The sequence below is a fragment of the Streptomyces sp. NPDC028419 genome (genome assembly GCF_055565515.1).
Genome location: NZ_JBVHUE010000012.1, coordinates 56,346 through 82,493 on the forward strand (window position 1 = coordinate 56,346; position 26,148 = coordinate 82,493).

A 26,148-nucleotide genomic window follows, 5' to 3' on the forward strand; every position below is an offset into this window, starting at 1 on the left:
AACCGGCAGGACGGGCACAACGGATGATTTCCGTCATATTCGATCTCGACGGCACCCTCGTGGACAGCGAGCCGAACTACTACGAGTCCGGCCGCCGCACCCTGGAGCGGCACGGCGTCGCCGATTTCACGTGGGAGGACCACGCGCGCTTCATCGGCATCGGCACCCTGGAGACGCTGGAGATCCTGCGCGAGCGGTACGCCCTGCGGGCCCCCGTCGAGCAGCTGCTCGCCGAGCAGAACGCGAGCTACCTGGAGCTGGCCCGGGCCCGGACCGAGGCCTTCCCGCAGATGCGGAAGTTCGTGGAGCGACTGCACGGCGAGGGGGTCCCGATGGCGGTGGCCTCCGGGTCCTCGCGCGAGGCGATCGACGCCGTGCTCGCCGGGACCGGGCTGGACGCCCTGCTGACCACCGTGGTCTCCGCCGAGGAGGTCCCGCACGGCAAGCCCGCGCCGGACGTCTTCCTGGAAGCGGCGCGGCGGCTGGGGGCACGGCCGGCCGACTGCGTGGTGATGGAGGACGCCGCCCCGGGAGCCGCGGCCGCGCACGCCGCCGGGATGGCCTGCGTGGCGATCCCGTACGTGGCGGAGAGCGCCGATGACCCGGCCTTCGCGACGGCGGGGCTGCTCTTCCGGGCCGGGCAGGCGCAGTTCTCCGCGGACGCGGCGCACGACTGGTTGAGCGCCCGCCGCGCCGCCTGAGCCGGGGCGGTGCGGCTCTGGTGCCTTGGCGGGGGCGCTGTCACCATGCCTGCGTGACCGCCACCCTGCCGCCCGTGGGAACCGAGCGCGGACCGCGCCGGTGGCCCCTGCTCGGGAACCTTCCCGCGTTCGCCCGCGATCCGCTGGCCTTCTTCGAGTCCTTGCGCGACGAGTACGGCGACTGGGTGCCCTGGGCGCTGGGGCCGCAGCGCAACGTCCTGGTCTCCCGACCCGAGCACGCCGCCGAACTGCTGGGAGCCGTCGAGGGCAGCTTCAAGCCCTCGGAACTGGGCTGGGCCTTCCGCCAGTTGCTGGGCAACGGCGTGGTGGTGGCCACCGGTGAGGACTGGCGGCGCAAGCGTGCGCTGGTGCAGCCCGCCGTCCGACCGCGCCAGGTCCGTTCGTACGCCGCCACGATGGTGGAGTGCGCGGACGCGCTGGCCGGCGGCTGGCGGGAGGGCCAGCGGATCGACGTGCACCGGGAGATGGCGGGGCTGACCCAACGGATCGCGGTGCGGACCCTGTTCGGTGGGGACGCCGCGGGCCGCGAGGCTCCCATCAGCGCGGCCATGGCCACGGCCCAGCGGGAACTGGGCGCGGAGTTCCGCGGGTTGACGCTGTTCCTGCCGCCCTGGGTCCGTACCCCGGGGCGGCGCCGGATGCGGGCGGCGGTGCGCGTGCTCGACCGGGAGATCGAGCACGTCGTACGGGAGCACGAGGCGGCCTCGGCGGCGGGCGAGGAGCGGGACGACCTGCTCGGCCGGCTGCTCGCGGCGCGCGACGAGCACGGCGGGCCGCTGTCGCGCACGGAGCTGCGGGACGAGTCGATCACCCTGTACATCGGCGGGCACGAGACCACCTCGACCACCTTGACCTGGGCCTGGCAGCTGCTGGCCGAGGCGCCGCAGGCGCGCGCCCGGCTCACCGAGGAGCTGGACCGGGTCCTCGGCGGGCGGCTGCCGACCTACGACGACTACCCGCGGCTGGTGTGGACGCAGCAGATCGTGAAGGAGGCCCTGCGGATCTATCCGCCGATCTGGCTGATCTCCGCGGTGGCCACGAACGGCGCGACCATCGGCGGGCGCGAGGTGCCCGCGGGGACGCTGGTGTGGACGAGCCCGTGGTCCGTGCACCGGGATCCGCGCTGGTTCCCGGAGCCGACGGCCTTCCGTCCGGAGCGGTGGGACGCGGGCACCGTGCCGGCGGTGGCGGAACAGGCCTGGTTCCCCTTCGGCGGCGGCCCGCGGGCGTGCCTCGGGGCCCGCTTCGCGCTGGTCGAGGCGGCGTTGGTGCTGGCGGTGCTGGGCCGGCGGTTCCATCTGGACACCGGGGGCCGGCGGGCCGGGGTCTTCCCCGGCCTCACCCTCCAGCCGACCGGGCCGGTACCGGCCGTCCTGCGGGCGCACGGGGGCTGACGGTCGGGCCCCCGGGCGGGAAGATCTCGGGGCCGCACCCAGTTGGTACAACCGTGAACGATTTCGTGAGCGATGTGGACGTGGTGGTCATCGGCGCCGGACAGGCGGGGCTGTCCGGCGCGTACCACCTGGGGCGGGCGGGACTGGAGCACGTGGTGCTGGACCACGCGCCCCGACCGGGCGGCGCCTGGCAGTTCCGTTGGCCCTCGCTGACCTACGGGAAGGTCCACGGCATGTACGCGTTGCCGGGGATGGAGCTGGTCGGCGCCGATCCGGGGCGCCCGTCCTCCGAGGTGATCGGGGAGTACTTCGCCGCGTACGAGGAGCGCTTCGGGCTGCGCGTACTGCGCCCCGTGGACGTGACGGCGGTGCGCGAGGGGGAGGCCGGGCGACTGCTGGTGGAGTCCACCGCCGGGACCTGGTCGGCGCGGGCGCTGATCAACGCCACGGGGACCTGGGACCGGCCGTTCTGGCCGCGCTACCCGGGACAGGAGACCTTCCGCGGGCGTCAGCTGCACACCGCGAACTACCCGGGCCCCGAGGAGTTCGCCGGCGCCCGGGTGATCGTCGTCGGCGGTGGCACGTCCGGGGTGCAACACCTGCTGGAGATCGCCGGGGTCGCCGCCGAGACCACCTGGGTGACCCGGCGGCCCCCGGTGTTCCGGGACGGCTCCTTCGGCGAGGCCGAGGGACGGGCCGCGGTGGCGCTGGTGGACGAGCGGGTCCGCCGGGGACTGCCCCCGCAGAGCGTGGTCAGCGTGACGGGGCTGCCGCTGAACGAAGCGGTGCGCGCCGGGCTGGCCTCGGGCGTTCTGGACCGCCTGCCGATGTTCGACCGGATCACCCCCTCGGGCGTGGCCTGGGACGACGGCCGGCGCGTGGACGCCGACGTGATCCTGTGGGCCACCGGCTTCCGGGCCGCGATCGACCACCTGGCCCCTTTGCACCTGCGCGAGCCGGGCGGCGGCATCCGCGTGGACGGAACCAGGGCGGTCCGGGACCCCCGGGTGCATCTGGTCGGCTACGGCCCCTCGGCCAGCACCATCGGCGCCAACCGCGCGGGCGGCGCCGCCGCCCGCGCCCTGCGCCGCCTCCTCGCCCCACCCCTCCCGGCGGGCGCGACCACCTAGGGCGCGCTACGCCTTGCGGGCGGCCGCGCGGTGTTTGTTGAACTCCGCCACGTGGCGCTTGTGTTCTTCGTAGGTCGCGGAGAAGCGGGTGTCGCCCGGCTTCACGGTGACGAAGAACAGCCAGTCGCCCGGTGTCGGGGCGACCGCGGCCGCCATGGCGGTCGCGCCCGGGCTGTCGATCGGGGTCGGTGGCAGGCCCTGGCGCTCGTAGGTGTTGAAGGGGCTGTCGATCCGGGTGTCGCGCAGTGCGGTGTCCACGGTGGAACGGTTCAAGGCGTAGTTGATCGTCGAGTCCATCTGTAGCGGCATCGATTTGGCGAGCCGGTTGTAGACGACCCGCGCGACCTTGCCCATGTCGGCCGGGGTGTCGGCTTCCGCCTGGATGATGCTGGCCAGCGTGGCCGTCTGGTAGGGGGTCATCCCCTGGGCCCTGGCTCCGGCGGCGACCGGCTTGGCGGCCAGCTTCCGATTGGCCGTCTGCACCATGTACGCGAGGAGCCCGGCCGGGGTGGTGTCCCGGGAGAGCGGGTACGTCGCCGGGAAGAGGAAGCCCTCCGGATTGCCCTTGGCCTCGGCGGGCAGCTCCAGTCCCGCTCGGGCGATCGCCGTCTTGGCCGAGCCCGCGGGGAGCTTCAGCTCGCGGTCGACCGCCGCGTACACCTGCGCGGCCCGCCACCCTTCGGGGATCACGAGTCGGCACAGCTGTGGGGGCTTCTCCGCGCCCCCGTCCGGCAGGAGGGGGACCATGACCACCGCTCCGGTCGCCACCAGCAGACCGATGAAGATCGCCAGTCGGCCCCGGCGAGTGACGCGGGTCCCGGGCCGCTTCGGCGGCCGGTGCTCTTGACGCATGCAGAAACGCTAACCCGCGGACTGCCGCAATTCGGGCATCCCGACCGTGTTGCGGTCATACGATCACACGGCCACGGAGACGGTCGGCGCCCTCACCGCCACCTCGGCCGGAACCAACTCGCTGTCCCTGCGCACCAGGGCCGCATACCGCCCGTCGGCTTCCAACAGCTCCTCGTGCGTGCCCCGTTCGGCGATCGTCCCGCCGTCGAGGACCACGATCTGGTCGGCATCGCGAACGGTGGACAACCGGTGCGCGATGGTGATGGTGGTGCGGCCTTCGGAGAGGGCGTCGATGGCCTTCTGCACGGCGTGTTCGGTGCGCGTGTCGAGGGCGCTGGTGGCCTCGTCGAGGATCAGTACCGGCGGGTCGCGCAGGATCGTGCGGGCAATGGCGAGGCGCTGCTTCTCGCCGCCGGAGAACCGGTAGCCGCGCTCGCCGACCAGGGTGTCGTACCCGTCGGGCAGGGACTCGATGTGGTCGTGGATCTGAGCCGCCTTGGCCGCCTGGGCTATCTCCTCGTCCGTGGCGTCCGGCTTGGCGAAGCGGAGGTTGTCGGCCACCGAGGCGTGGAAGAGGTACGTCTCCTGGCTGACCACGCCGATCGAGCGGGCCAGGGAGTCGAAGTCCAGGTCGCGGACGTCGATGCCGTCGAGGGCGACCCGGCCTCCCGTCACGTCGTACAGCCTGGGCACCAGGTAGCTCAGCGTGCTCTTGCCCGAACCGGTCGGGCCGACCACGGCGAGGGAGCCGCCCGCCGGGACCGTGATGTCGATGCCGGTCAGGGTGGGGCCGTGCTTGGCGTCGTAGGCGAAGTCGACGCTCTCCAGCCTGATCTCGCCCTTGGCCCGCTCCAGGCGGACGGCGTCCTCGCGCTCGGTGATGTCCACCGGCAGGTCGAGGTACTCGAAGACGCGGGCGAAGAGGGCCAGCGAGGTCTGGATCTGCACCCCGGTCGACAGCAGGCTCACGGCGGGCCGGAACAGGCCCTGCTGAAGGGTGACGAAGGCGACGAGGGTGCCGACGGAGAGCGAAGGGGCCCCGGACTGGAGGGCGATGCCCGCCGCCCAGTAGATCATCGCGGGCATCGCTGCCATCACGATGCCGATGGTCGACATCCGCCAGCGCCCGGCCATGCTGGAGCGGACTTCCAGCCCGACGAGCTTCTCCGACTCCTCGGCGAACGACCGCGTCAGCGAGTCGGCCCGGCCCATGGTGCGGCCCAGCAGGATGCCGCTGACCGAGAGCGATTCGGTGACCGTGGCGGCCATGGCCGCCATCTGCTTCTGCCGCTGGGTGGTGATCCGCTTGCGCTCGCGACCGACCCGACGGCTGATCCACACGAACACCGGCAGCAGGAGCAGCGAGACGAGGGTGAGCCGCCAGTCGAGGGCGAGCATCGCGACGACCGAGGCGACCACGGCCGTCAGGTTGGAGACGAGGGAGGTCGCCGTCGAGGTGACGGTGGCCTGCATGCCGCCGATGTCGTTGGCTATGCGGGACTGCACCTCACCGGTGCGGGTCCGGGTGAAGAACGCCAGCGGCATCCGCTGGAGTTGGGCGTAGACGGCGGTGCGCAGGTCATGCATGACGCGCTGGCCGACCGTGGTGGAGATCAGGGTCTGGAGCACGCCGAAGACGCTGGTCACGACCGCGGTGAGGATCATGCCGAGCGCGAGCAGGCTGAGCAGTCCCGTGCGCCCCTGGGGGATCGCGACGTCCAGGATCTCCTTCAGCAGGAACGGCGAGGCGACGCCGACCAGCGACGAGGCGCCGACCAGCAGGCCCACGACGCCGAGCCGACCCCGGTAGGGGCGGAACAGGCGGGCGATCCGACGCAGCTCACGCGGCTGGTCGGCGGGGGCGGGACGACTGGGGTCGAGGGCTTCCTTCGATGGCGTCCATTTCGGTTCTTTTCCTTCGGGGCGCATGGGCCTCCTTTGACGGCTCCCGACAGGACAGTCCTGACGAGACTCCACTGAGCATAGCTCATTGTTACCTATACTCACAATGAATCTGGTCCTGATACCCTTCCCAGTATGAGCACCGCTTCCGAGACCGACAGCCCAGACAGTTCGGACGGCGTCCTCGCCGAGCAGCTGCTGCGCCTGACCCGTCGGCTGCACCGCATCCAGAAGCGCCATCTGGAGCCCCTCGGGATCACCCCCGCCCAGTCCCGCCTGCTGCGCACGGTCGCCCATTACTCCGAAGCGGAGCCCCCCCGAATGGCGGATCTGGCCGCCCGCCTGGAGGTCGTGCCCCGCGCGGTGACCACCCTCGTCGACGGTCTGGAGGCGGCGGAGTGCGTGCGCCGGGTGCCGGACATCGCCAATCGCCGGGTGATCCGGATCGAGCTGACCGAGACCGGCCGCGCCACGCTGCGCAGGCTGCGCAACGCGCGAACGGGCGCCGCAGAGGAGATCCTGGCTCCATTGACCACCGATCAGCGCGAACTGCTCGGCGGCCTGCTCAACGCCCTGGCCGACGGACGGGCCGACGCACCGGCCGACGGGCGGGCGGAGCAGCGCGGCTGCTGAGGCGGAGCGCCTAGCCCAGGGGGCACCCATGCCGCTGCTGGAGCCGAAGCCGGGAGCCCTGCGCCCGCGCACCGTCAGCGGTCCGGCCCCCGACCGGGTGCCCGAGCGTCTGGCGGCCGGCACGCCCGAGCCGCTGCGCTCCGAGCTCATCGCACTGCTGGGCGCCGACAAGGTGCTGTGGCAGGTCTCCGACCTGGTCCGCTACGCCTCGGACGCCTCCCCCTACCGCTTCGTGCCGCAGGTCGTCGTGATCGCCGAGGACATCGACGACGTCTCGACCGTGCTGTCCTACGCCCACGGCAAGCAGCGCGAGGTGGTCTTCCGGGCCGCCGGGACCTCGCTCAACGGCCAGTCCCAGGGCGAGGACATCCTGGTCGACGTGCGCCGCCACTGGGCGGGCGTCGAGGTGCTGGAGGACGGGCTGCGCGCCCGGATCCGCCCCGGGACCACCGTGCTGCGCGCCAACGCCGCGCTCGCCCGGCACGGCCGGGTGCTCGGCCCCGACCCGGCCAGCGCGATCGCCTGCACGCTCGGCGGGGTGGTCGCGAACAACGCCTCGGGCATGACCGCGGGGACCACGCGGAACTCGTACCGCACCCTGTCCTCGCTCACCTTCGTGCTGCCGGGCGGCACCGTGGTGGACACCGCGGACCCGCTGGCCGACGAGGAGCTGGCGCGCGCCGAGCCCGCGCTGTGCCGCGCCCTGATGGAGATCAAGCGGGAGATCGAGGCCGATCACCGGCTGACCGCCCGGATCCGCGCCAAGTACGAGATCAAGAACACCACCGGCTACCGGCTGGACGCCTACCTCGACGGCACCACCCCGGTGGAGATCCTGCGCGGGCTGATGGTCGGATCCGAAGGCACCCTCGGTTTCCTCTCCGAGCTGGTCTTCGACACCCTGCCGCTGGACCGCGAGCTCTACAGCGGGCTGCTCTTCTTCCCCTCGCTGCCCGCCGCCGCGGCCGCCGTGCCGCTCTTCAACGCGGCGGGCGCGATCGCCGTCGAGCTGATGGACGGCAACACGCTGCGCGCCTCGGTCAGCGTGGCAGGCGTACCCGCCGACTGGGCCGCGCTGCCCAAGGACACGACCGCCCTGCTCGTGGAGTTCCGGGCGCCGGACGCCGCGGGCCGGGAGGTCTACGAGCGGCGGGCGGCCGACGTGGTCGCGGGGCTGGAGCTGGTCGCGCCGGTGGCCTCGGTGACCAACGCCTTCACCACCGACGCCGCGACCATCGCCGGCTACTGGAAGGCCCGCAAGGCCTTCGTCACCGCCGTCGGCGGGGCCCGCGCCGCGGGCACCACCCTGATCACCGAGGACTTCGCCGTCCCGCCCTCCCGCCTCGCCGAGGCCTGCGCGGCGCTGCTGGAACTCCAGGCGGAGCACGGTTTCGACGCCGCCGTCGCCGGTCACGCGGCCCACGGCAACCTGCACTTCCTGCTGGCCTTCGACGCCGCGCTGCCCGCCGACGTCGAGCGGTACGGGGCCTTCATGGACGCCTTCTGCCGACTGACCGTCGAGCGCTTCGACGGCTCGCTCAAGGCCGAGCACTCCACGGGACGCAACATGGCCCCCTTCCTCGAACTGGAATGGGGCGCGGCGGCCACCGAGCTGATGTGGCGCACGAAGCAGGTCGTCGACCCCGACGCCGTGCTCGCGCCGCGGATCCTGCTCGACCGCGATCCGCGGGCCCACCTGCGCGGGCTCAAGACCATCCCGCGGGTGGAGGCCGTCGCCGATCCCTGCATCGAGTGCGGGTTCTGCGAGCCGACCTGCCCCAGCAAGGACCTGACGACCACGCCGCGGCAGCGGATCGTGCTGCGCCGCGAGATGATGCGCCAGCAGCCCGGCTCCCCCGTCCTGGACGGGCTGCTCGCCTCCTACGGTTACGACGCGGTGGACACCTGTGCGGGCGATTCCACCTGCAAACTCGCCTGTCCGGTGGGCATCGACACCGGCGCCCTGATGAAGGACTTCCGCCACCGCAGGCACAGCCCGCGCGAGGAACGGACGGCGGCGCTCGTCGCGAAGCGGTTCGGGGCCGTGGAGACGGCGGCCCGGCTCGCGGTCGCCGCCGCCGACCGGATCACCGACCGGGTCGGGGACGGTCCGTTGCGGCTGGTCACGGGGGTCGCGCGCAAGGCCGTACGGCCGGACCTGGTCCCGCGGTGGCTGCCCCAGATCCCGGGCGCCGCCGCCCGCACCCTGCCCGTCACCCGGCGGGTCGGCGCCTCGGCCGTCTACTACCCGGCCTGCGTCAACCGGATCTTCGGGAGCCCGCGCGCCGACCACGGTCACCAAGCGGGGGACGCCGCGGGCGGCCCGTCGCTGCCCGAGGCGGTGGTCGCCCTGTCCGAGCGGGCGGGCAGGCCCGTGTGGATCCCCGGGGACGTCACCGGGACCTGCTGCGCGACCATCTGGCATTCCAAGGGCTACGACGCCGGGAACCGGCTGATGGCCAACCGCATCGTGGAGGCCGCCTGGGGCTGGACCGCGGGCGGGCGGCTGCCGCTCGTCGTCGACGCCTCCTCCTGCACCCTGGGCATCGCGCACGAGGTGGTCCCGTACCTGAGCGCGGACAACCGCGAGCTCCACGCCGAACTCACCGTCGTCGACTCCGTCGTCTGGGCGGCCGAGGAACTGCTGCCGCGTCTGGAGGTGCTGCGCACGGTCGGTTCGGCGGTGCTGCATCCGACCTGCTCGATGCGCCATCTGGGTGACGAGGCCCACCTGCGGGCGGTGGCCGAGGCCTGCGCCCGGGAGGTGGTCGTGCCGGACGACGCGGGGTGCTGCGCCTTCGCCGGGGACCGCGGCATGCTGCACCCCGAGCTGACGGACGCCGCGACGGCGCGCGAGGCGGCGGAGGTCGCGGCGCGGTCCTACGACGTCCACCTGTCCGCGAACCGCATGTGCGAGGTGGGGATGGACCGGGCCACCGGGCACTCCTACTACTCGGCGCTCCTCGAACTGGAGCGGGCCACCCGCCCCTGAACGCCCCCGGAGCGCCCCTGGAGCGCCCCCTAGGACCGCCCCCGCACGGTCGCCGAAGCGGTCACCGATCCCCGGACGACCATGGCCGGTTCTCGTCGGAACAACGGAAAACCGATTGCCCCGCATGCTGTTCAAAGGCGAACCTTGCACGGTTTGAACCACTACCGAGTCATGGGGCGTCATGCAGATCAGCGATCTTCCGTATCCGGACCCAGGGGTACCCGACGCGCGATCCGGGCCCCGGTTCCTGCTGTGGCTGGGGCGCAATCAGCTGGGCGGGCAGTTCAAGAGCCTGTGCTGGGGGCTGATGCACCACTGCGGGATCGCGGGCCTGCCCTTCGCCGTCGGGCTCGGAGTCGAGGCGGTCGTGGACCGCGACGGAACCCGGCTGATCCTGGTCGGCGGGCTCATCCTGCTGCTCGGGATCGCCATCTCGCTCGGTGACACGATGCTGCACCGGACGGCCGTGACCAACTGGATCACCGCCGCCGCCCGCGTCCAGCAGCTCCTCGCCCGCAAGACCGCCGAGTTGGGCGCCGCCCTCAGCCGACGCGTCGCGGCGGGAGAGGTGGTGGCGGTGTCCACGGGCGACGTCGAGAAGATCGGCTGGTTCGTCGAGGCGGTCTCCCGCTTCCTCGCCGCCGCCTTCGCCGTCGTCGTGATCTGCGTGGGCCTCGTCCTCTACGCGCCGGCGCTCGGCGTGGTCGTGGCGATCGGGGTTCCCGTACTGGCCGTGGCCGTGCTGCCGTTGCTGCCGCACGCCACCCAACGCGCTGACGTCCAGCGCGAGAAGGCGGGCAGGGCCACCGAACTGGCCTCCGACACGGTGGCCGGGCTGCGCGTGCTGCGCGGCATCGGCGGCGAGGAACTCTTCCTCGGCCGCTACCGCGAAGCGTCGCAGGAGGTCCGCAAGGCCGCCGTGCGCAGCGCCCGGATGTGGGCCCTGATCTCGGCGATCCAGGTCCTGCTGCCCGGTCTGCTGCTCATCACGGTGGTCTGGTACGGCGCCGAGCTCGTCCTCGACGGGCGGATCACGGTGGGCGAACTCGTCGCCGTGTTCAGCGCGGTGGCGCTGATGCTCTACCCGCTGCGGCACTTCGAGGAGATCGCCATGGCGTACTCCTTCTCACGGCCGTCGGCCAAGCGGGCCGCCCGGGTGCTGTCGCTGACCCGGACGGACCCCGACACCGAAACCGCGGCCGAAACCGCGACCGCTTCCGACGCGGAGCCGGGCACCCGTGCGGACACGCCGGCGGAGCCGACGGCGGCGACCACGGCGACGGTCGCGCGGCCGCCCGCCACGCCGGCTCCCGGAGGGGACCTCTACGACCCGGAGACCGGGCTGTTGGCCCCCGCCGGCCTGTTCACCGCGGTGGTCTGCGGGGACCCGGACCTGGCGGGGCGGCTGGCGGAGCGCCTCGGCGGGCATCCCGCCGACGCCGTCGGCAACCCCTCCGTGCTGCTGGGCGGGGTCGCGCTCGACGACCTGGAGCTGGACACGGCGCGCACGCTGGTGCTCGTCCAGGACAAGGACCCGGTGCTGCTCTCCGGCACGCTGCGCGAACTGCTCGACGTACCGGCCTCCGGCGCGGTCGGGGCCGCGGAGGCCCTGGCGGCCGCCCAGTGCGCGGACGTACTGGACGCGCTGTCGCAGTCCGCGCCGGACGGCGTGGACGATCCGATGGACGCGCGGATCACCGAGCGCGGGCGCTCGCTGTCGGGCGGCCAGCGCCAGCGGCTCGCGCTCGCGCGCTCGCTGGTCACCGACCCGGAGGTGCTGGTGCTGGACGAGCCGACCTCCGCGGTCGACTCCCACACCGAGGCCCGGATCGCGGGCGGCGTCGCGGCGCTGCGCGCGGGGCGCACCACGGTGGTCCTGGCCTCGTCACCACTGCTGCTGGACCGCGCCGACCGGGTCGTCCTGGTCGACGGCGGCACGGTCTCGGCGGTCGGTACGCACCGTGAACTGCTGCGGGACGAACCGCGCTACCGCGCGATCGTCACGCGCGAGACGGACGAGGAACAGCTGCTCGACGCGGTCGAGGGGCTCGACAAGCTGCGGGAACTCACAGAGATCGAGGAATCGGCATGATCGGCGTGGTGGCGCCGGAGTACGATCCGGCCGCTCCCGAGACCGTCGCCACCCTTCCGGTGGGCACGTCGGCGACGGTTCGGGGCTATGTGCGCGGGCTGCTGCGGCGGCACCGACGGGCGTTCGTCCTCCTGGTCACGGTCAACGCGGTCGCGGTGATCGCGTCCATGATCGGCCCCTACCTGCTCGGTCAGGTGGTGGACGACCTCGCGGCGGGGGCGCGCGAACTGCACCTGGGGCGCGTGGCGCTGCTGTTCGCGCTGGCCCTGCTCGTCCAGACGCTCTTCGTCCGGATGGTCCGGCTGCGCGGGGCCGTGCTCGGCGAGGAGATGCTGGCGGATCTGCGCGAGGACTTCCTGGTCCGTTCGGTGGGCCTGCCGCCGGGCGTGCTGGAGCGCGCGGGCACCGGTGACCTGCTGTCACGGATCACCACGGACATCGACCGGCTCGCCAACGCGATGCGCGAGGCGGTGCCCCAGCTGGCCATCGGCGTGGTGTGGGCGGGGCTGCTCTTCGGGGCGCTCGCCGTGACCGCGCCGCCGCTGGCGCTGGCCGCCCTGGTGGCCCTGCCGGTCCTGGTGTTCGGCTGCCGGTGGTACTTCAAGCGGGCGCCCTCCGCGTACCGCTCGGAGTCGGCGGGCTACGCGGCGGTCGCCGCGGCGCTCACCGAGACGGTGGACGCGGGCCGCACGGTCGAGGCGCACCGCCTGGGCGGGCGCCGGATCGCCCTGTCCGAGCAGCGCATCAAGGAGTGGACGGCCTGGGAGCGCTACACGCTCTTCCTCCGGTCGGTCCTCTTCCCGGTCATCAACGTCACCTACGTGACGATCCTCGGCTCGGTGCTGCTGATCGGCGGCTACTGCGTCCTCCAGGGGTGGATGTCGGTGGGGCAGATGACCACCGGCGCGCTGCTGGCCCAGATGATGGTCGACCCGATCGGGCTGATCCTGCGCTGGTACGACGAACTCCAGATCGCGCAGGTCTCCCTGGCCCGGCTGGTCGGGGTGCACGAGATCGAGCCCGACGCGGGCGACGAGCAGGTGGCGCCGGACGGGCGCGACGTACGGGCCGACTCGGTCCGCTTCGGCTACCGCGAGGGGGTGGACGTACTGCACCAGGTGTCCCTGTCGGTGCCGCCGGGGACCCGGATGGCGCTGGTCGGGCCCTCGGGAGCGGGCAAGTCCACACTGGGCAGGCTGCTGGCGGGCATCTACGCGCCGCGCTCGGGCGAGGTCACGCTCGGCGGGGCCGAGCTGTCGCGGATGCCCGCGGAGCGGGTGCGCGCGCACGTGGCGCTGGTCAACCAGGAGCACCACGTGTTCGTGGGAAGCCTGCGCGACAACCTGCGGCTCGCCCGGTCGGGCGCCGAGGACGCCGAGTTGTGGGCGGCGCTGGGCGCGGTGGACGCGGACGAGTGGGCCAGGGCGCTGGAGGACGGGCTGGACACCGAGGTCGGCTCCGGCGCCGCGGCGCTCACCCCGGCGCAGGCGCAGCAGATCGCGCTGGCCCGGCTGGTGCTGGCCGATCCGCACACGCTGGTCCTGGACGAGGCGACCTCGCTGCTGGATCCGCGGGCGGCCCGGCACCTGGAGCGCTCGCTGGCCCGGGTGTTGGAGGGTCGTACGGTCGTGGCCATCGCCCACCGGCTGCACACGGCGCACGACGCGGACGTGATCGCGGTGGTCGAGGCGGGCCGGATCAGCGAGCTGGGGTCCCACGACGAGCTGGTCGCGGCGGACGGCGCGTACGCGGCGCTGTGGCGCTCCTGGCACGGCTGAGCGGGAGGATCCGACCGGTGGGCGCGTGCCCCGTACCGTCCCTGCGAGGGGACGGTACGGGGCACGGTCGTTTCACGCCTTGCGGAGCCGGTCGATGATGCCGTCGAGGTCCCGGGTCAGCATGTAGTCGCGGACGAAGTGGCCGCCGGGCTCCTCGTGCCACTCGTGCGGGATCCCGACCCGGTCGAGGGCGCCGCGGAACTCCCGTTGTCCGGCGAGCACCTGGGTCTCGTTGAAGGTGTCGAAGGCGTTCGTCCGGTCGGGGCTGGTGCCCGCGACGAGGAAGACCCGCTTGTTGCGGTAGCTCTCGATGCGTTCCATCGGGTTGTCGGCGGTGACCCTGGCCTGGTCCCACGGAACGCCGTACACCGTGCCGCCGCCGAGGTCGAGGGCCCCGGAGGACAGGTTGGCCCAGTGCACCACGGCGCCGTTGTCGCGGCGCAGGCTGGCGGGGCCGGAGTGGGAGCTCACCGAGGCGAAGTGGCCCCAGTACTTGGCCGCGTACTTCAGGGCGCCGAAGCCTCCCATCGAGAAGCCGGAGACGGCGCGGCCGTCGTATTCGGCGAAGGTCCGGAAGTTGGCCTCGACCCAGGGGATCAGCTGCCCGATGTGGAAGGTCTCCCAGTTGCGGGGGCCGACGTTGGAGGTGACGGCGTTGGAGTACCAGCCCGCGTGCCCGCCGTCGGGCATCACGACGATGATCGGCTTGCCCTGGGTCAACTCGCGGATGCGCAGCCGGTCGAAGGTGATGAAGTCCTGGTCGGTGCCGCCGCCGTGGAACAGGTAGAGGACGGGGTAGGTGCGCCCGCTCCAGTGGTAGTCGTCCGGGAGCAGGACGTTGACGGCGGGCTGCCAGCCGATGGCGTCCGTCTGGAAGCGGTAGTACCACATGCGGGGGTCGCCCTCGCCGCGGTCCACGATGTGCAGGCCGCCCGCGTCGCCGACGGCCGCGGCCGTCGTGGCGGAGGCGAGGACGCCCCCGGCGCCCAGGGCCATCGCGGCGGAGAGCCCGCCGACGGTCTTGAGGAGGTTCCTGCGGGTGGGACGGTGCTGCTCGTTCACCATGATCTCCTGATCACAAAGCGAATGGATGGTCGTCAGTTGGTGGTGGTCCAGGTGCCCCGGGCGGGGTTCCAGTGGATGGTGACCTTCTGGAAGCGCTGGGCCTTGCCGCCCGCCTCGTCCACCTCGTCACCCGTGGGGTAGCCGAGCGCCGCCTCGTGGCCGCCCGCGTGGAAGGCGTCGTAGATCGCACCGTGCACCACGTGCGCTCCCGTCTGGGCCGACCACATGAACAACCCGCGCTCGAAGAACTGGTAACGGCCCCGCGTGCCGTCCGGCGCCGGTGCGGCGTCCGCCTCGTCCATCGTCGGGAAGCCCCAGCGCCGCTCCGCGTCCGTCGCCCAGAACTTGTCGCGGATGTCCCCGTAGATCGCGTGCGCCTCGTCCGGGTGCCAGAGGATGATCCCGTTCTGGAAGGCCTGGAAGCGGCCGCCCATCATGGAGTCCCGCTCCCCCGCGGTCGGTCGGCCGAGCGCGCCGCCCGGCCCGCCCATGCCGTCGTACTTCGCCCCGATCGCGCCGTAGGGCATGAGGTCGTCCAGCAGGTTGTACCGGCGGGGCGTGAAGCCGCGCAGCCCGTCGCCCCACGTGCGTTCCTCGGCCACCTGCCCGAAGTCGTACTCCTCCCGGACCACCGGCTGCGTGTGCCCCGGGTCGGCCCAGCGGACGAACAGCGCCACGTGGTCGGTGCCGCCCGCGTCCTTGAGCAGGATGTCGCCGGGCTGCAGGTCGCCCGCCGGCACGTCGAAGGTCACGTTCCACAAGGACCAGGTGGTCAGGGACGATTCCAGGTTCCAGGCCATCGACACGAAGCCCGAGCAGTCGGGCCGGTAGCAGCCGAACTGGTTCTCGTGGCAACCGCTCTGGGAGTAGGGCACCCGCTCGGCGATCCACGACCACGCGCGGTCCATCGCCTCACCGCGCCCGATCGGCCCGCCCCGGTCCGAAGCGCTCGCGGCGGGCGCCGCGACGAACGTCACCGCGGTGGCCGCCATCATCAGTGTCAGCGCTCCGACCGCACGCCGAAGGATCAGCGCTCTCATGGCTGTCTCCTGGTCAGTTGGTGGTGGTCCAGGTGCCCCGGGCGGGGTTCCAGTGGATGGTGACCTTCTGGAAGCGCTGGGCCTTGCCGCCCGCCTCGTCCACCTCGTCACCCGTGGGGTAGCCGAGCGCCGCCTCGTGGCCGCCCGCGTGGAAGGCGTCGTAGATCGCACCGTGCACCACGTGCGCTCCCGTCTGGGCCGACCACATGAACAACCCGCGCTCGAAGAACTGGTAACGGCCCCGCGTGCCGTTCGGTGCCTGCGCGGCGTCCGCCTCGTCCATCGTCGGGAAGCCCCAACGCCGCTCCGCGTCCGTCGCCCAGAACTTGGTCAGGATGTCCCCGTAGATCGCGTGCGCCTCGTCCGGGTGCCAGAGGATGATCCCGTTCTGGAAGCCCTGGAAGCGGCCGCCGAACAGGGCCGCCTCCTCGGCGCGGACCGGCCATCCGAGGGGGCCGCCGTGGCCGCCCAGGCCCTCGTACTTCGCTCCTATCGCCCCGTACGGCTGGAAGGCCTCGTCCCGCTGCGCCCGGGCGGCGCCCTCCACCGCGTCGTACCGGTCCGGATAGGCGGAACGCTGGACGGCCTGCGCGAGTTGGCCGGGGGTGCTGCCCTCCATGCCGGGCTCCATCTGGAGGGCCACCTCGAAGAACTTGCCCGCCGCGTAGTCGACGTCGAGGATCTGCTCCCGCGAGCCCCACCCCTGCGAGGGCCGCTGCTGGAAGACGCCGAGCGAGTCCCGGTCCCCGCAATCGAGGTTGTTCATGCGGGACTCGACCCAGCCGGTCTCGAAACCTGCGAGCATCACCTTGTCGGAGACGTTCATGCGCTGACCGACCTCGTACACCTTGCGCGTCACCGCGATGTCCCGCTGCGCCGGGATGTCGCAGAACATATCGGCGGTCGCGGTGTGGCCGAGGGGGCCGGGCACCCGCGGGACTCCCTGTGCCCAGGCCGGGGCGCACAGGGCGGACACCGCCGCCATGACCAGCAGGACCAGCAGGACCACTGTTCTCGATCTCGTACGTCGTACCGCCTCGCCACGCACCAGCCTGCTCCTTCGCTGCGGTTCGCCTTGCGTCGGCCTCCGTGTGGGGGTTCGGTCCGCGGACCGACGGGCCACAACGTACGGGCGGGGCAGGGCGGGACCGCATCCGGAACGCTCCGGAGTGACAGCGCGCGGTGGTGTCCGCTACCTCTGGTTCCCGGTGCCGGTCGGTGGCGCCGGACACGTGGGCAGCACGGGGCGCCCCTCGGTGCGTACGGCGGGCAGCCAGGCGTCGGGGCGGGCCGAGCCGGGAGGGAGGCGGACGTGGTACCACTGGGTCGATCGCGTGCCCGACTCGTCGATGATGGGTATCCCGTCGGGGAGTTGGCAGTCGGCGTCGAGGACGTCGCCGTGCCACACCCGGGTCGCCACGACGTTGTCAGTGGTGTAGGGACGCCGGGGGTCGATCGCCAGGCCGAGGCTGCACTGTGCGTCCCGGTCCGTCCGGGCCAGGCAGCTGTGCTCGGCGTTGAACACGACGACCCGGTACGAGGCTTCGGTCGTCCGGCCGCTCGCCGGGGTCCCGCTCGCCCCGGGCGCCGCGGACCCGTCGCCGCCCCGCACGGCGTACGCCCAGCCCGCGGCGAGGGCCCCGCACACGGCGACGGCCGCGAGGGCGGCGAGGGCCCGGCCGCGCCGCCGCGCGGCGGGGCGCGCGGCCCTGGTGCTGTCGGAGGCCGTGCGGTCGGACGCCGTGCGGGCCGTGATGCGGGTGTGCAGGCTGCTGGCGGTGTGGGGGGCGCGCGAGGCGTGGTTCGGAGCCAGGCAGTCGGTCACGAGCGCGCGCCAGAACGGCGGCACCGCGGTGTCCAGCCGCAACGGTGCCCGTCCGTCGGCGTACTCCTGCGCCACGGCGCCGCGCGCCATCGGGGTGGCGCCGGGGAAGGGCGAGGCTCCGGCGGCGAACACCTCGTGGATCACGATGCCCAGCGCCCAGATGTCGGCGCTCGGGCGGACCTCCACACCGCGCTCGCCGAGCGGGGCCTTCCACCGTTCGGGCGGGAGGTAGTCGAAGGTGCCCATCGGGGGCGCGTACCCGTGGGTGCCTTCGATGCCGGTCAGTTCCGTGGCGATGCCGAAGTCCGCGAGCTTGGCCGAACCGTCGGCCATGATCAGGACGTTGTCCGGTTTGAGGTCGCCGTGCACCCACCCGGTGCGGTGCAGGTGGGCGAGGCCCTCGCAGACCTCCTCGATCAGTCTGGCCCCCTCCGCCTCGCTCACCGGCTCGGCCAACAGGTCGCGCAGGCTGCACCTGGCCCGTTCCATGACCAGGACGATCGCGCCGTCCAGGAACGGCTGCTCGGGGTCGCTGAGCACGACGGAGTCCAGGAGCCTGATCAGGCGCGGGTGGCGGGAACGGCCGCACAGCTCGACCTCGCGGCGGGCGGCCTCCGCGACCGACCGGGCCTGGCGCGGGGAGAGCCCGGCGGTCGGCAGGACCTTGAGCGCGACGTCGGCGGGAGCGGGATCCACGTCGCCGCGCGGGGCGGTGCCGGGACCCGGGCCGGTGCCCCGTACCTCCTCGTCGGTAACCGGACCGCCGGCGGACGTCCGCGCGCGCTCGACGGGTCGTCCCGCGTAGACCGTGGCCCAGCCGCCCGCCGCGATCGGCTCGACGACCTCCCAGGCGCCGACGCGGTATCCGCGCGGAAGGGGCTGCGCGCACTCACTTCCCGCTGTGTCGGCCGTGCCGTGCACCGTCTGCTCCTCCGGCCCGCCGGCCATCTCGGTCCGCTCCCGCGCCCGCGCCCGCCGCGGGACGCCCTGCCGGGGTCATCGCACCGTCTCCCGCTTGCGCGTGCCGGCCGGGAAGCGGGGCGGCAACAGCGCGAGGTGCTCCTCCCGGACCAGCCCGAACCGCAGGGCGAGTCCGACGAGCGTCTCCCGCTTGCCGTTGCGCCGCGTGCTGCGCCGGGGATCGCACTCCGCCGGACTGGTGATCCGCATCTTCTCCTCGGCGAGGTAGTCGATGTGGGAGCTGACCGCACGCGCCGTCAACAGTGCGCAGGCGGCGTGTCCTTTGAGTCGATCGACGATCTCGGGGGTGGTCGGCACCGCGACCGGCGACTCGTCCCGCAGCCGCGGTTCGCAGAGCGCGACCAGGACGAGGAAGTAGGTGGCCGTCTCGTCCAGGGAGTAGGCGGTGACGGTACGACTCCCCCCGTGACCACCGTGACCCGCCGCGGCCCTCATGACGTCCGGGTCCAGGTAGACGTGGTCGGGCGCGAACACCTGGAAGGAGACGGTGGAGTTGCCGCGCGTGGGCAGCACCACCCGCGAGAACTCGAAGGGAATGGGCGCCCCGGCCCGGCGCGGTGGCACCCGGAGGTACTCCCCGGCCCCTTCGGGGTTCTCCACCAGATAGCTCTGGTGGGCGCTGTGGTTGCTGAGCTGCCAGTGGTCGTCGGTCACCCGGATCTCTCCCGCCAACCGGGAGATCGCCGGGTCGACGAGCCGGAGTTCCACGGGCGTCGTCGTGGAACCCCGCCCGAACCGGGCCATCTCGCCCGGCCCGAGCCGTAATGTCACCGCGTCGCCGAACGGCTCCTCGCCCACGCCGTCGTTCCCTTGCGGCAGGTAGACCACTATCCCGCTCACGGTTCCCCCGTTCTCGACCCGCGCCAGCGGGCTTCGCCCCAACCGACGTTACCCACCCGTAACGGCGTTCGACGCCGGGATGCGGCCGCATTGGCTGGGACTCACCGTGAGACTGTCCGACCCGTCGGCATGTCCGGCCGGGCACACAGGAGCCGTCACGCCCGACCCCGGTCGGGGTGGGAGCGCGTCCGTGTGCGCCACACCTCAAGGGGACGTTTGGCGGAAATCGGGAGGAGGCGCCCCCGCCCGCCCGCTCGCGGGGCGGGCCGGGCTAGATGAAGCCGAGCGCGGCTGCGCCGCCTACCCCGCCGAGGAGCATGAACACCGGCATGAGGACCTTCAGCTCGACCCAGCTGCCCGCGCGGAAGCGCATCATCTTCGGCGGGCCGATCGGGTACCAGCGCTTGCCCGCGATCGGGATGGGCCACAGGACGGGGCAGCCCGAGACGGTCAGGGCGTCCCCGATGTCGTGGACCAGGGCGCCGAGCACGATCGGCAGGCCGAGCCACAGGTACTCCTCGCCGGGACCGGTGAACAGCCAGTTCGCGCCGTTGCCCGGCTGGTCCAGCACCCCGGCCAGTATCCAGGCGCTGGTGGCGCCGAGGAGCCAGACGAGGACGTCGCTGGACATCCGGGCGGCCCGCCACAGGAGGCCCTCGACGGCGAGTACGAGGTGGACGAAGAGCAGGACCAGGACGCCCCAGCGGTCCGTGGTGACCGCCAGGGCCGAGGCGCCGGCCCCGATCAGGACGGCCCACAGCCAGGTGTGGGTGAGGGTGCGGTGGCCGCCGGTCCGGCGGGCGTCGCGCGGGGCGCGGGTGGCCTTGTAGACGGCGTAGGAGATCTTGTCGACCACCTCGCACAGGCCGCGGGACAGCGGCCCGAAGGCGCGCGAGATCGTCGCCGACTTGTGGTCGAGGTCGGGGGCCAGGGCAGCGCCCGCGCAGATGAGCGCCCCGACGACGAGGACCGGCCAGGGCATGGGGTAGCCGGCGGCCGCGGTCGCCGCGCCCACCCCCAGCCAGGCCGCTGCCCCGGAGAGTGAGTGCGCCGGACCCATCATGTCGTTCTCGCCCCAGTGGTGTGGAGGTCGGGCCCCGTTGACGGTTTCGTTCGGACCCGGTCGACGGCACAGCGTACCGTCGATGATCTTCTTTCCCGCCGCCGGTTCCCTCATCCGGGGGGAAGCCAGGCAAGATGGGGGGTGTGACCCTCATTGATCAGCTCCCGCCGAACGCCGACCCCGACGCCCTCTTCGAGGCTTTCTCCTCGTGGGCGGAGGACCAGGGCATCTCCCTGTACCCGGCGCAGGAGGAGGCCCTGATCGAGGTCGTCTCCGGCGCGAACGTGATCCTCTCCACGCCGACCGGCTCCGGGAAGAGCCTGGTGGCCGCCGGAGCGCACTTCACCGCACTGGCCCAGGACAAGGTCACCTTCTACACCGCGCCGATCAAGGCCCTGGTGTCGGAGAAGTTCTTCGACCTGTGCAAGCTCTTCGGCACCGAGAACGTCGGCATGCTGACCGGCGACGCCTCGGTCAATTCGGACGCCCCGGTGATCTGCTGCACCGCCGAGGTGCTGGCCTCCATCGCGCTGCGCGACGGCAAGAACGCCGACATCGGCCAGGTCGTGATGGACGAGTTCCACTTCTACGCCGAACCGGACCGCGGCTGGGCCTGGCAGATCCCGCTGCTGGAGCTCCCGCAGGCACAGTTCATCCTGATGTCGGCCACCCTCGGTGACATGAAGCGGTTCGAGGAGGACCTGACCCGGCGCACCGGGCGCCCGACCTCGGTGGTCCGCTCCGCGACCCGGCCCGTCCCGCTGTCGTACGAGTACGTCACCACGCCGATCACCGACACCATCACCGAGCTGCTGGAGACCCGGCAGGCACCCGTGTACATCGTGCACTTCACCCAGGCCCAGGCGGTCGAGCGAGCGCAGTCGCTGATGAGCATCAACATGTGCACGCGTGAGGAGAAGGACAAGATCGCCGAGCTGATCGGCCACTTCCGCTTCACCACCAAGTTCGGCCAGAACCTCTCGCGCTACGTCCGCCACGGCATCGGCGTGCACCACGCCGGCATGCTGCCTAAGTACCGGCGACTGGTCGAGAAGCTGGCCCAGGCGGGTCTGCTCAAGGTCATCTGCGGCACCGACACCCTCGGCGTCGGCGTGAACGTCCCGATCCGCACCGTGCTCTTCACCGCCCTCACCAAGTACGACGGCAACCGGGTGCGCACGCTGCGGGCGCGCGAGTTCCACCAGATCGCCGGTCGGGCCGGGCGGGCGGGCTTCGACACCGCGGGGTACGTGGTCGCCCAGGCACCCGAGCACGTGATCGAGAACGAGAAGGCGCTGGCGAAGGCCGGCGACGACCCGAAGAAGCGCCGCAAGGTGGTCCGCAAGAAGGCCCCGGAAGGCTTCGTCGCCTGGTCCGACACCACCTTCGAGAAGCTGATCGGCGCCGACCCGGAGCCGCTGACCTCGCGCTTCAAGGTCACCAACATCATGCTGCTGTCGGTCATCGCCCGCCCCGGCGACGCCTTCCAGGCCATGCGCCACCTCCTGGAGGACAACCACGAGCCGCGCAAGAACCAGCTGCGCCACATCCGCCGGGCCATCGCGATCTACCGCTCCCTGTTGGACGGCGGCGTGGTCGAGAAGCTCGACGCCCCCGACGCGGAGGGCCGCACCATCCGGCTCACCGTCGACCTCCAGCAGGACTTCGCGCTGAACCAGCCGCTGTCCACCTTCGCGCTGGCCTCCTTCGACCTGCTGGACCCGGAGTCCCCCTCCTACGCGCTGGACATGGTCTCGGTCGTGGAGTCCACGCTGGACGACCCGCGCCAGATCCTCGCCGCGCAGCAGAACAAGGAGCGCGGCATCGCCGTGGGCGCGATGAAGGCCGACGGGATCGAGTACGAGGAGCGGATGGAGCGCCTCCAGGACGTCACCTATCCCAAGCCGCTCGAAGAGCTGCTCCTGCACGCCTACGACGTGTACAGCAAGAGCCACCCGTGGGTCCGCGACCACCCGGTCTCCCCGAAGTCGATCATCCGCGACATGTACGAGCGCGCGATGACCTTCACCGAGTTCACCTCCTACTACGAGCTGGCGCGCACCGAGGGCATCGTGCTGCGCTACCTGGCGGGTGCCTACAAGGCGCTCGACCACACCATCCCGGACGACCTCAAGTCCGAAGACCTCCAGGACCTCATCGCCTGGCTCGGCGAGCTGGTCCGCCAGGTCGACTCCAGCCTGCTCGACGAGTGGGAGCAGCTGGCGAACCCCGAGGTGGAGACGGCGGAGCAGGCCCAGGAGAAGGCCGACCAGGTCAAGCCGGTCACGGCGAACGCCCGCGCCTTCCGGGTCCTCGTCCGCAACGCCATGTTCCGCCGGGTGGAGCTGGCCGCCCTGGACAACCTCCACGAGCTGGGCGAGCTGGACTCCGAGTCCGGCTGGAACGCCGACGCCTGGGGCGATGCGATGGACGCCTACTGGGACGAGTACGACGACCTCGGCACCGGACCGGACGCGCGCGGCCCCAAGCTGCTCATGATCGAGGAGGACGCGGAGCACGGCCTGTGGCGCGTCCGCCAGGCCTTCGCCGACCCCAACGGTGACCATGGATGGGGCATCAGCGCCGAGGTCGACCTCGCGGCCTCCGACGAGGAGGGCCGGGCGATCGTCCGGGTCACCGCCGTCGGCGAGCTCTGACCGTCCCGCCCCCGACCTCAGTGGAGAACCCCTGATGACGAACCCCGCCGAGAGACTGGTCGATCTGCTCGACCTGGAGCAGATCGAGGTCAACATCTTCCGCGGCCGCAGTCCCGAGGAGTCCCTCCAGCGGGTCTTCGGCGGCCAGGTGGCCGGCCAGGCGTTGGTGGCGGCGGGCCGCACCACCGAGGGCGGCCGCCCGGTCCACTCGCTGCACGCGTACTTCCTGCGCCCCGGGATCCCCGGGGTGCCGATCGTGTACCAGGTGGAGCGGGTGCGTGACGGGCGCTCCTTCACCACCCGGCGCGTCACCGCGGTCCAACAGGGCAAGACCATCTTCAACCTCACCGCCTCCTTCCATCGGCCGGAGGACGGCAGCATCGAGCACCAGCTGCCTCCTCGTCTGGACTTCCCGCACCCCGACACGCTGCCGAAGGTCGCGGACGAGATCCGCGAACACCTGGGGGCGCTGCCCGAGGCGCTGGAGCGGATGGCCCGTCGTCAGCCCTTCGACATCCGGTACGTGGACCGGCTCCGCTGGACCCCCGAGGACCTCAAGGACGCCGATCCGCGCAGCGCCGTGTGGATGCGCGCGGTCGGCCCGCTGGGCGACGACCCGCTCGTCCACACCTGCGCCCTGACCTACGCCAGTGACATGACCCTCCTCGACGCCGTGCGCATCCCGGTGGAGCCGCTCTGGGGGATGCGCGGTTTCGACATGGCGAGCCTGGACCACGCCATGTGGTTCCACCGTCCCTTCCGGGCGGACGAGTGGTTCCTCTACGACCAGGAGTCCCCCATCGCCCACGGGGGCCGGGGGCTGGCCCGCGGCCGGATCTACGACGTGGAGGGCAGGCTGCTGGTCTCCGTCGTCCAGGAGGGCCTGTTCCGCCCGTACCCCGCCCGGCCCACCCCTTCCGCCCCTTCCGACCTGTCGCCGAAGAGCTGAGCGCGCCCATGCCGACCCCGGTCCTCCCCTGCCCCTGCGGGCTGCCCGCCGCCTACCCGGACTGCTGCGGACGCTTCCACTCCGGCGAGCGGCAGGCGCCGACCGCGGAGCTGCTGATGCGCTCCCGCTTCAGCGCCTTCGCCGTCGGGGACACCGCCTACCTGCTCCGCTCCTGGCACCCCTCGACCCGCCCGGGGCGGCTCGATCTGGATCCCGGCCAGCGCTGGGAGCGCCTGGAGATCCTGGGTACCGAGCGCGGCGGGATGTTCGAGACGGAGGGCACGGTGGAGTTCCGGGCGCACTACCGCGAGGGCGGGCACGCGGGCTCGCTGCTCGAACACAGCACCTTCTCCCGCGAGGGCGGCGCCTGGGTCTACGTCGGCCCCCTCTCCCCCGTCGTCTTCGACTGATCCCTGGCTCCGGCGAGCGCGAACTCCAGGCTGGTCCGGTACCAGCGCAGCTCGTCCGGGGGCTCCGCCCGCAGCAGGGCGGTCGCGACGGCCGCCGCGGCCGGGACCTGCGGGTGACCGTAGGGCGCGGGCGGGGCGAGCCCCGTGAGCAGGATCCGCTCGGCCCGGTCGGGCACCGCCTGCTCCAGCTCCGCCTCCGGCAGCACGGAAGCCAGGACCGCCGCCCGCTCCCAGGGATCCGCGGTGCGTCTCAGCAGCAGCCCCACATGCCGGCCGCGCCACCGCCGGGGCCGCAGATCCGCTCGGGCCTCGACCAGCGCCCTGTCCTCCGGAGGCGCGCTCCCGCGCAACAGCGCCGGCTCCCTCACGGTGAACTCGGCCAGCTCGGCGGCGAGGTAGAGCCAGACGACGGCCCGGTAGCGGTTGATCCGATAGCCGACCGGTGTGAGCCGCCCGCAGCGCGCGAGCCGGGTGAACCGACCCGGGCTGATCCCCATCGACCCGGCCGCCTCCGCAGCGCCCACCGTCCGCACCCGCTCGCGCAGGGCGTCCGGGAAACCGGCGGCCCTCCTGACCCGGTCCAGCTCGCCGCGCGCGAACCGCGCGGCCCCGCTCGACGCGCACGGCCCGGCCCGCACCATCCCCAGCTGCACGGCGCGGGCGAGCTCGCCCCGCCGCAGCCCCAACTCCTCGGCGGCCCGGGCGCCACCGACCACCTCTGCCACCCCGGCGGGCCCCGACCCCGCCGTCACGTCCCTGCTCCTGACCTCCATCACGGTCCTCCCCCACACAGCTCGATTACCCTGTGTGAAGACCGTAACGCAGAGCGACGGAAACCCGCGAACCCTGTGGATAACTCCCCGACCAGCCCGACCAGCCCTGCCGCCCTACCCCCCGGTGATCCGTCGTTCGGTGACGCCCAGGTGCTCGCCCACCCGGTTGACCAGCAGCGTCATCTCGTACGCGACCTGCACGTAGTCCGCCTCGGTCGCGGTCAGCACGCACAGCGAACTACCGGCTCCCGCCGCCATCACCAACAGCACGCCCTCGTCGTACTCGATCACCGTCTGGCGCACCTCACCGGCCCGGAAGTGCCGCCCGGAGCCCTTCGCGAGGCTCTGCAGTCCGGCCGCGACCGCCGCCAGGTGCTCCGCGTCCTCCCGTGCCAGGCCCGCGCTCGCGCTCGTCACCAGGCCGTCGTTGGAGAGCACCACCGCGTGCCGGACCTGCTGGACCCTGCGCGTCAGGTCGTCCAGCAGCCAGTCGAGCTGCTTGTCCAGTGCCATTTTCCGCCCCTCCCCGTCGACCCGGCCGGCCCGGCCGCGCCCACCCCCGCATAGTCGTCCCGCAAGCCTTGCCCACCAGCGGCTTTCCGGCAAGGAGGATGTCTCCATGGCACAGAAGATGACTCAAGAGGAATGGCGCGGGTTCGTCTCGCACTCCACCCGCACCGGAAAGCTGTCGACCGTTCGGGAGGACGGAAGCCCCCACATCGCTCCCATTTGGTTCGTACTCGACGGCGATTCCTTCGTTTTCAACACCGGTAAGGACACCGTCAAGGGGCGCAATCTGGCCCGCGACGGCCGCGTCGCCCTCTGCGTGGACGACGACCGGCCGCCGTTCTCCTACGTCGTCCTGCAAGGGCGGGCCACGATCACCGAGGACATGGACGACATGCTCCAGTGGGCCACCCGGATCGGCGGGCGCTACATGGGCGAGGAGCGGGCCGCCGCCTTCGGCCGCCGCAACGCCGTCCCGGGCGAACTCCTCGTCCGGGTCCGGATCGACAAGGTGATCTCGGCGGTGGGCATCACCGACTGAGG

Annotated in this window: 21 protein-coding genes; 11 read left to right on the forward strand and 10 right to left on the reverse strand. The window is 72.4% G+C overall.

Annotated elements, in window-relative coordinates:
• Positions 1-23: 23 nt before the first annotated feature.
• From ACZ4UB_RS16260 to ACZ4UB_RS16270, 3 genes are read left to right on the forward strand one after another with little or no spacing between them, the layout of a single operon-like run.
• Positions 24-701 carry an HAD family hydrolase gene (locus ACZ4UB_RS16260; RefSeq protein WP_468070660.1) on the forward strand — a complete coding sequence of 226 codons (678 nt, stop codon included), beginning with the start codon at positions 24-26 and terminating at the stop codon, positions 699-701.
• A gap of 53 nt (positions 702-754) precedes the next feature.
• Positions 755-2,116 carry a cytochrome P450 gene (locus tag ACZ4UB_RS16265; protein ID WP_468070661.1) on the forward strand — a complete coding sequence of 454 codons (1,362 nt, stop codon included), beginning with the start codon at positions 755-757 and terminating at the stop codon, positions 2,114-2,116.
• 53 nt (positions 2,117-2,169) lie between these two features.
• Complete coding sequence (locus ACZ4UB_RS16270) at positions 2,170-3,246, forward strand: NAD(P)-binding domain-containing protein (protein WP_468070662.1); 1,077 nt, start codon at positions 2,170-2,172, stop codon at positions 3,244-3,246.
• A gap of 6 nt (positions 3,247-3,252) precedes the next feature.
• Here the strand turns inward: ACZ4UB_RS16270 and mltG are convergent, their stop codons facing one another.
• Positions 3,253-4,098, reverse strand: a complete 846-nt coding sequence (mltG, locus tag ACZ4UB_RS16275; RefSeq protein WP_468070663.1) for an endolytic transglycosylase MltG — start codon at positions 4,096-4,098, stop codon at positions 3,253-3,255.
• A 63-nt stretch (positions 4,099-4,161) separates the two neighbouring features.
• Positions 4,162-6,027, reverse strand: coding sequence for an ABC transporter ATP-binding protein (locus ACZ4UB_RS16280; RefSeq protein ID WP_468070664.1), 1,866 nt, complete (start codon positions 6,025-6,027; stop codon positions 4,162-4,164).
• A gap of 108 nt (positions 6,028-6,135) precedes the next feature.
• On the opposite strand from ACZ4UB_RS16280, the gene ACZ4UB_RS16285 reads away from it, so the two are divergent.
• From ACZ4UB_RS16285 to ACZ4UB_RS16300, 4 genes are all read left to right on the forward strand, one after another.
• Positions 6,136-6,633 carry a MarR family winged helix-turn-helix transcriptional regulator gene (locus ACZ4UB_RS16285; protein WP_468070665.1) on the forward strand — a complete coding sequence of 166 codons (498 nt, stop codon included), beginning with the start codon at positions 6,136-6,138 and terminating at the stop codon, positions 6,631-6,633.
• Between the two features lie 28 nt (positions 6,634-6,661).
• Complete coding sequence (locus ACZ4UB_RS16290) at positions 6,662-9,625, forward strand: FAD-binding and (Fe-S)-binding domain-containing protein (RefSeq protein WP_468070666.1); 2,964 nt, start codon at positions 6,662-6,664, stop codon at positions 9,623-9,625.
• A 181-nt stretch (positions 9,626-9,806) separates the two neighbouring features.
• A complete protein-coding gene (locus ACZ4UB_RS16295) occupies positions 9,807-11,717 on the forward strand; it encodes an ABC transporter transmembrane domain-containing protein (protein ID WP_468070667.1) in 1,911 nt (636 codons plus the stop codon).
• Positions 11,714-13,495: an ABC transporter ATP-binding protein gene (locus ACZ4UB_RS16300; RefSeq protein WP_467959969.1), complete on the forward strand. Its 1,782-nt coding sequence runs from the start codon at positions 11,714-11,716 to the stop codon at positions 13,493-13,495. Before ACZ4UB_RS16295 ends, ACZ4UB_RS16300 begins: the two co-directional genes overlap by 4 nt.
• A gap of 72 nt (positions 13,496-13,567) precedes the next feature.
• On the opposite strand, the gene ACZ4UB_RS16305 is transcribed toward ACZ4UB_RS16300, so the two are convergent.
• The 6 genes from ACZ4UB_RS16305 to ACZ4UB_RS16330 all read right to left on the reverse strand — a co-directional run bounded on the left by ACZ4UB_RS16305 (position 13,568) and on the right by ACZ4UB_RS16330 (position 20,309).
• On the reverse strand, positions 13,568-14,560 hold the full coding sequence (locus ACZ4UB_RS16305) for an alpha/beta hydrolase (RefSeq protein ID WP_354379357.1): 993 nt from the start codon (positions 14,558-14,560) through the stop codon (positions 13,568-13,570).
• A 32-nt stretch (positions 14,561-14,592) separates the two neighbouring features.
• Entirely contained in the window at positions 14,593-15,600 is a 1,008-nt protein-coding gene (locus tag ACZ4UB_RS16310; protein WP_468070668.1) for a hypothetical protein, read from the reverse strand.
• Between the two features lie 13 nt (positions 15,601-15,613).
• The gene (locus ACZ4UB_RS16315) at positions 15,614-16,585 is read right to left on the reverse strand and encodes an LGFP repeat-containing protein (RefSeq protein WP_468070857.1); all 972 of its coding nucleotides are present in this window, start codon (positions 16,583-16,585) and stop codon (positions 15,614-15,616) included.
• Positions 16,586-16,792: 207 nt separating this feature from the next.
• Entirely contained in the window at positions 16,793-18,373 is a 1,581-nt protein-coding gene (locus ACZ4UB_RS16320; protein WP_468070669.1) for a serine/threonine-protein kinase, read from the reverse strand.
• A 48-nt stretch (positions 18,374-18,421) separates the two neighbouring features.
• A complete protein-coding gene (locus tag ACZ4UB_RS16325; RefSeq protein ID WP_468070670.1) occupies positions 18,422-19,246 on the reverse strand; it encodes a serine/threonine protein kinase in 825 nt (274 codons plus the stop codon).
• A 271-nt stretch (positions 19,247-19,517) separates the two neighbouring features.
• Entirely contained in the window at positions 19,518-20,309 is a 792-nt protein-coding gene (locus ACZ4UB_RS16330; protein WP_354379574.1) for a metal-dependent hydrolase, read from the reverse strand.
• 143 nt (positions 20,310-20,452) lie between these two features.
• Here ACZ4UB_RS16330 and ACZ4UB_RS16335 point away from each other — a divergent pair, with 143 nt between their 5' ends.
• The 3 genes from ACZ4UB_RS16335 to ACZ4UB_RS16345 are packed head-to-tail and all read left to right on the forward strand — an operon-like array spanning position 20,453 to position 24,325.
• Complete coding sequence (locus ACZ4UB_RS16335; RefSeq protein WP_468070671.1) at positions 20,453-22,966, forward strand: DEAD/DEAH box helicase; 2,514 nt, start codon at positions 20,453-20,455, stop codon at positions 22,964-22,966.
• 34 nt (positions 22,967-23,000) lie between these two features.
• Positions 23,001-23,915 carry an acyl-CoA thioesterase gene (locus tag ACZ4UB_RS16340; RefSeq protein ID WP_468070672.1) on the forward strand — a complete coding sequence of 305 codons (915 nt, stop codon included), beginning with the start codon at positions 23,001-23,003 and terminating at the stop codon, positions 23,913-23,915.
• Positions 23,916-23,923: 8 nt separating this feature from the next.
• Entirely contained in the window at positions 23,924-24,325 is a 402-nt protein-coding gene (locus tag ACZ4UB_RS16345; protein WP_354379352.1) for a YchJ family protein, read from the forward strand.
• Here ACZ4UB_RS16345 and ACZ4UB_RS16350 read toward each other — a convergent pair.
• Positions 24,289-25,077, reverse strand: coding sequence for a DUF6397 family protein (locus tag ACZ4UB_RS16350; protein ID WP_468070673.1), 789 nt, complete (start codon positions 25,075-25,077; stop codon positions 24,289-24,291). The genes ACZ4UB_RS16345 and ACZ4UB_RS16350 overlap by 37 nt on opposite strands.
• Positions 25,078-25,212: 135 nt before the next feature.
• Entirely contained in the window at positions 25,213-25,611 is a 399-nt protein-coding gene (locus ACZ4UB_RS16355) for a roadblock/LC7 domain-containing protein (protein WP_354379350.1), read from the reverse strand.
• 106 nt (positions 25,612-25,717) lie between these two features.
• On the opposite strand from ACZ4UB_RS16355, the gene ACZ4UB_RS16360 reads away from it, so the two are divergent.
• Positions 25,718-26,146: a PPOX class F420-dependent oxidoreductase gene (locus tag ACZ4UB_RS16360; RefSeq protein WP_468070674.1), complete on the forward strand. Its 429-nt coding sequence runs from the start codon at positions 25,718-25,720 to the stop codon at positions 26,144-26,146.
• Positions 26,147-26,148 lie beyond the last annotated feature (2 nt).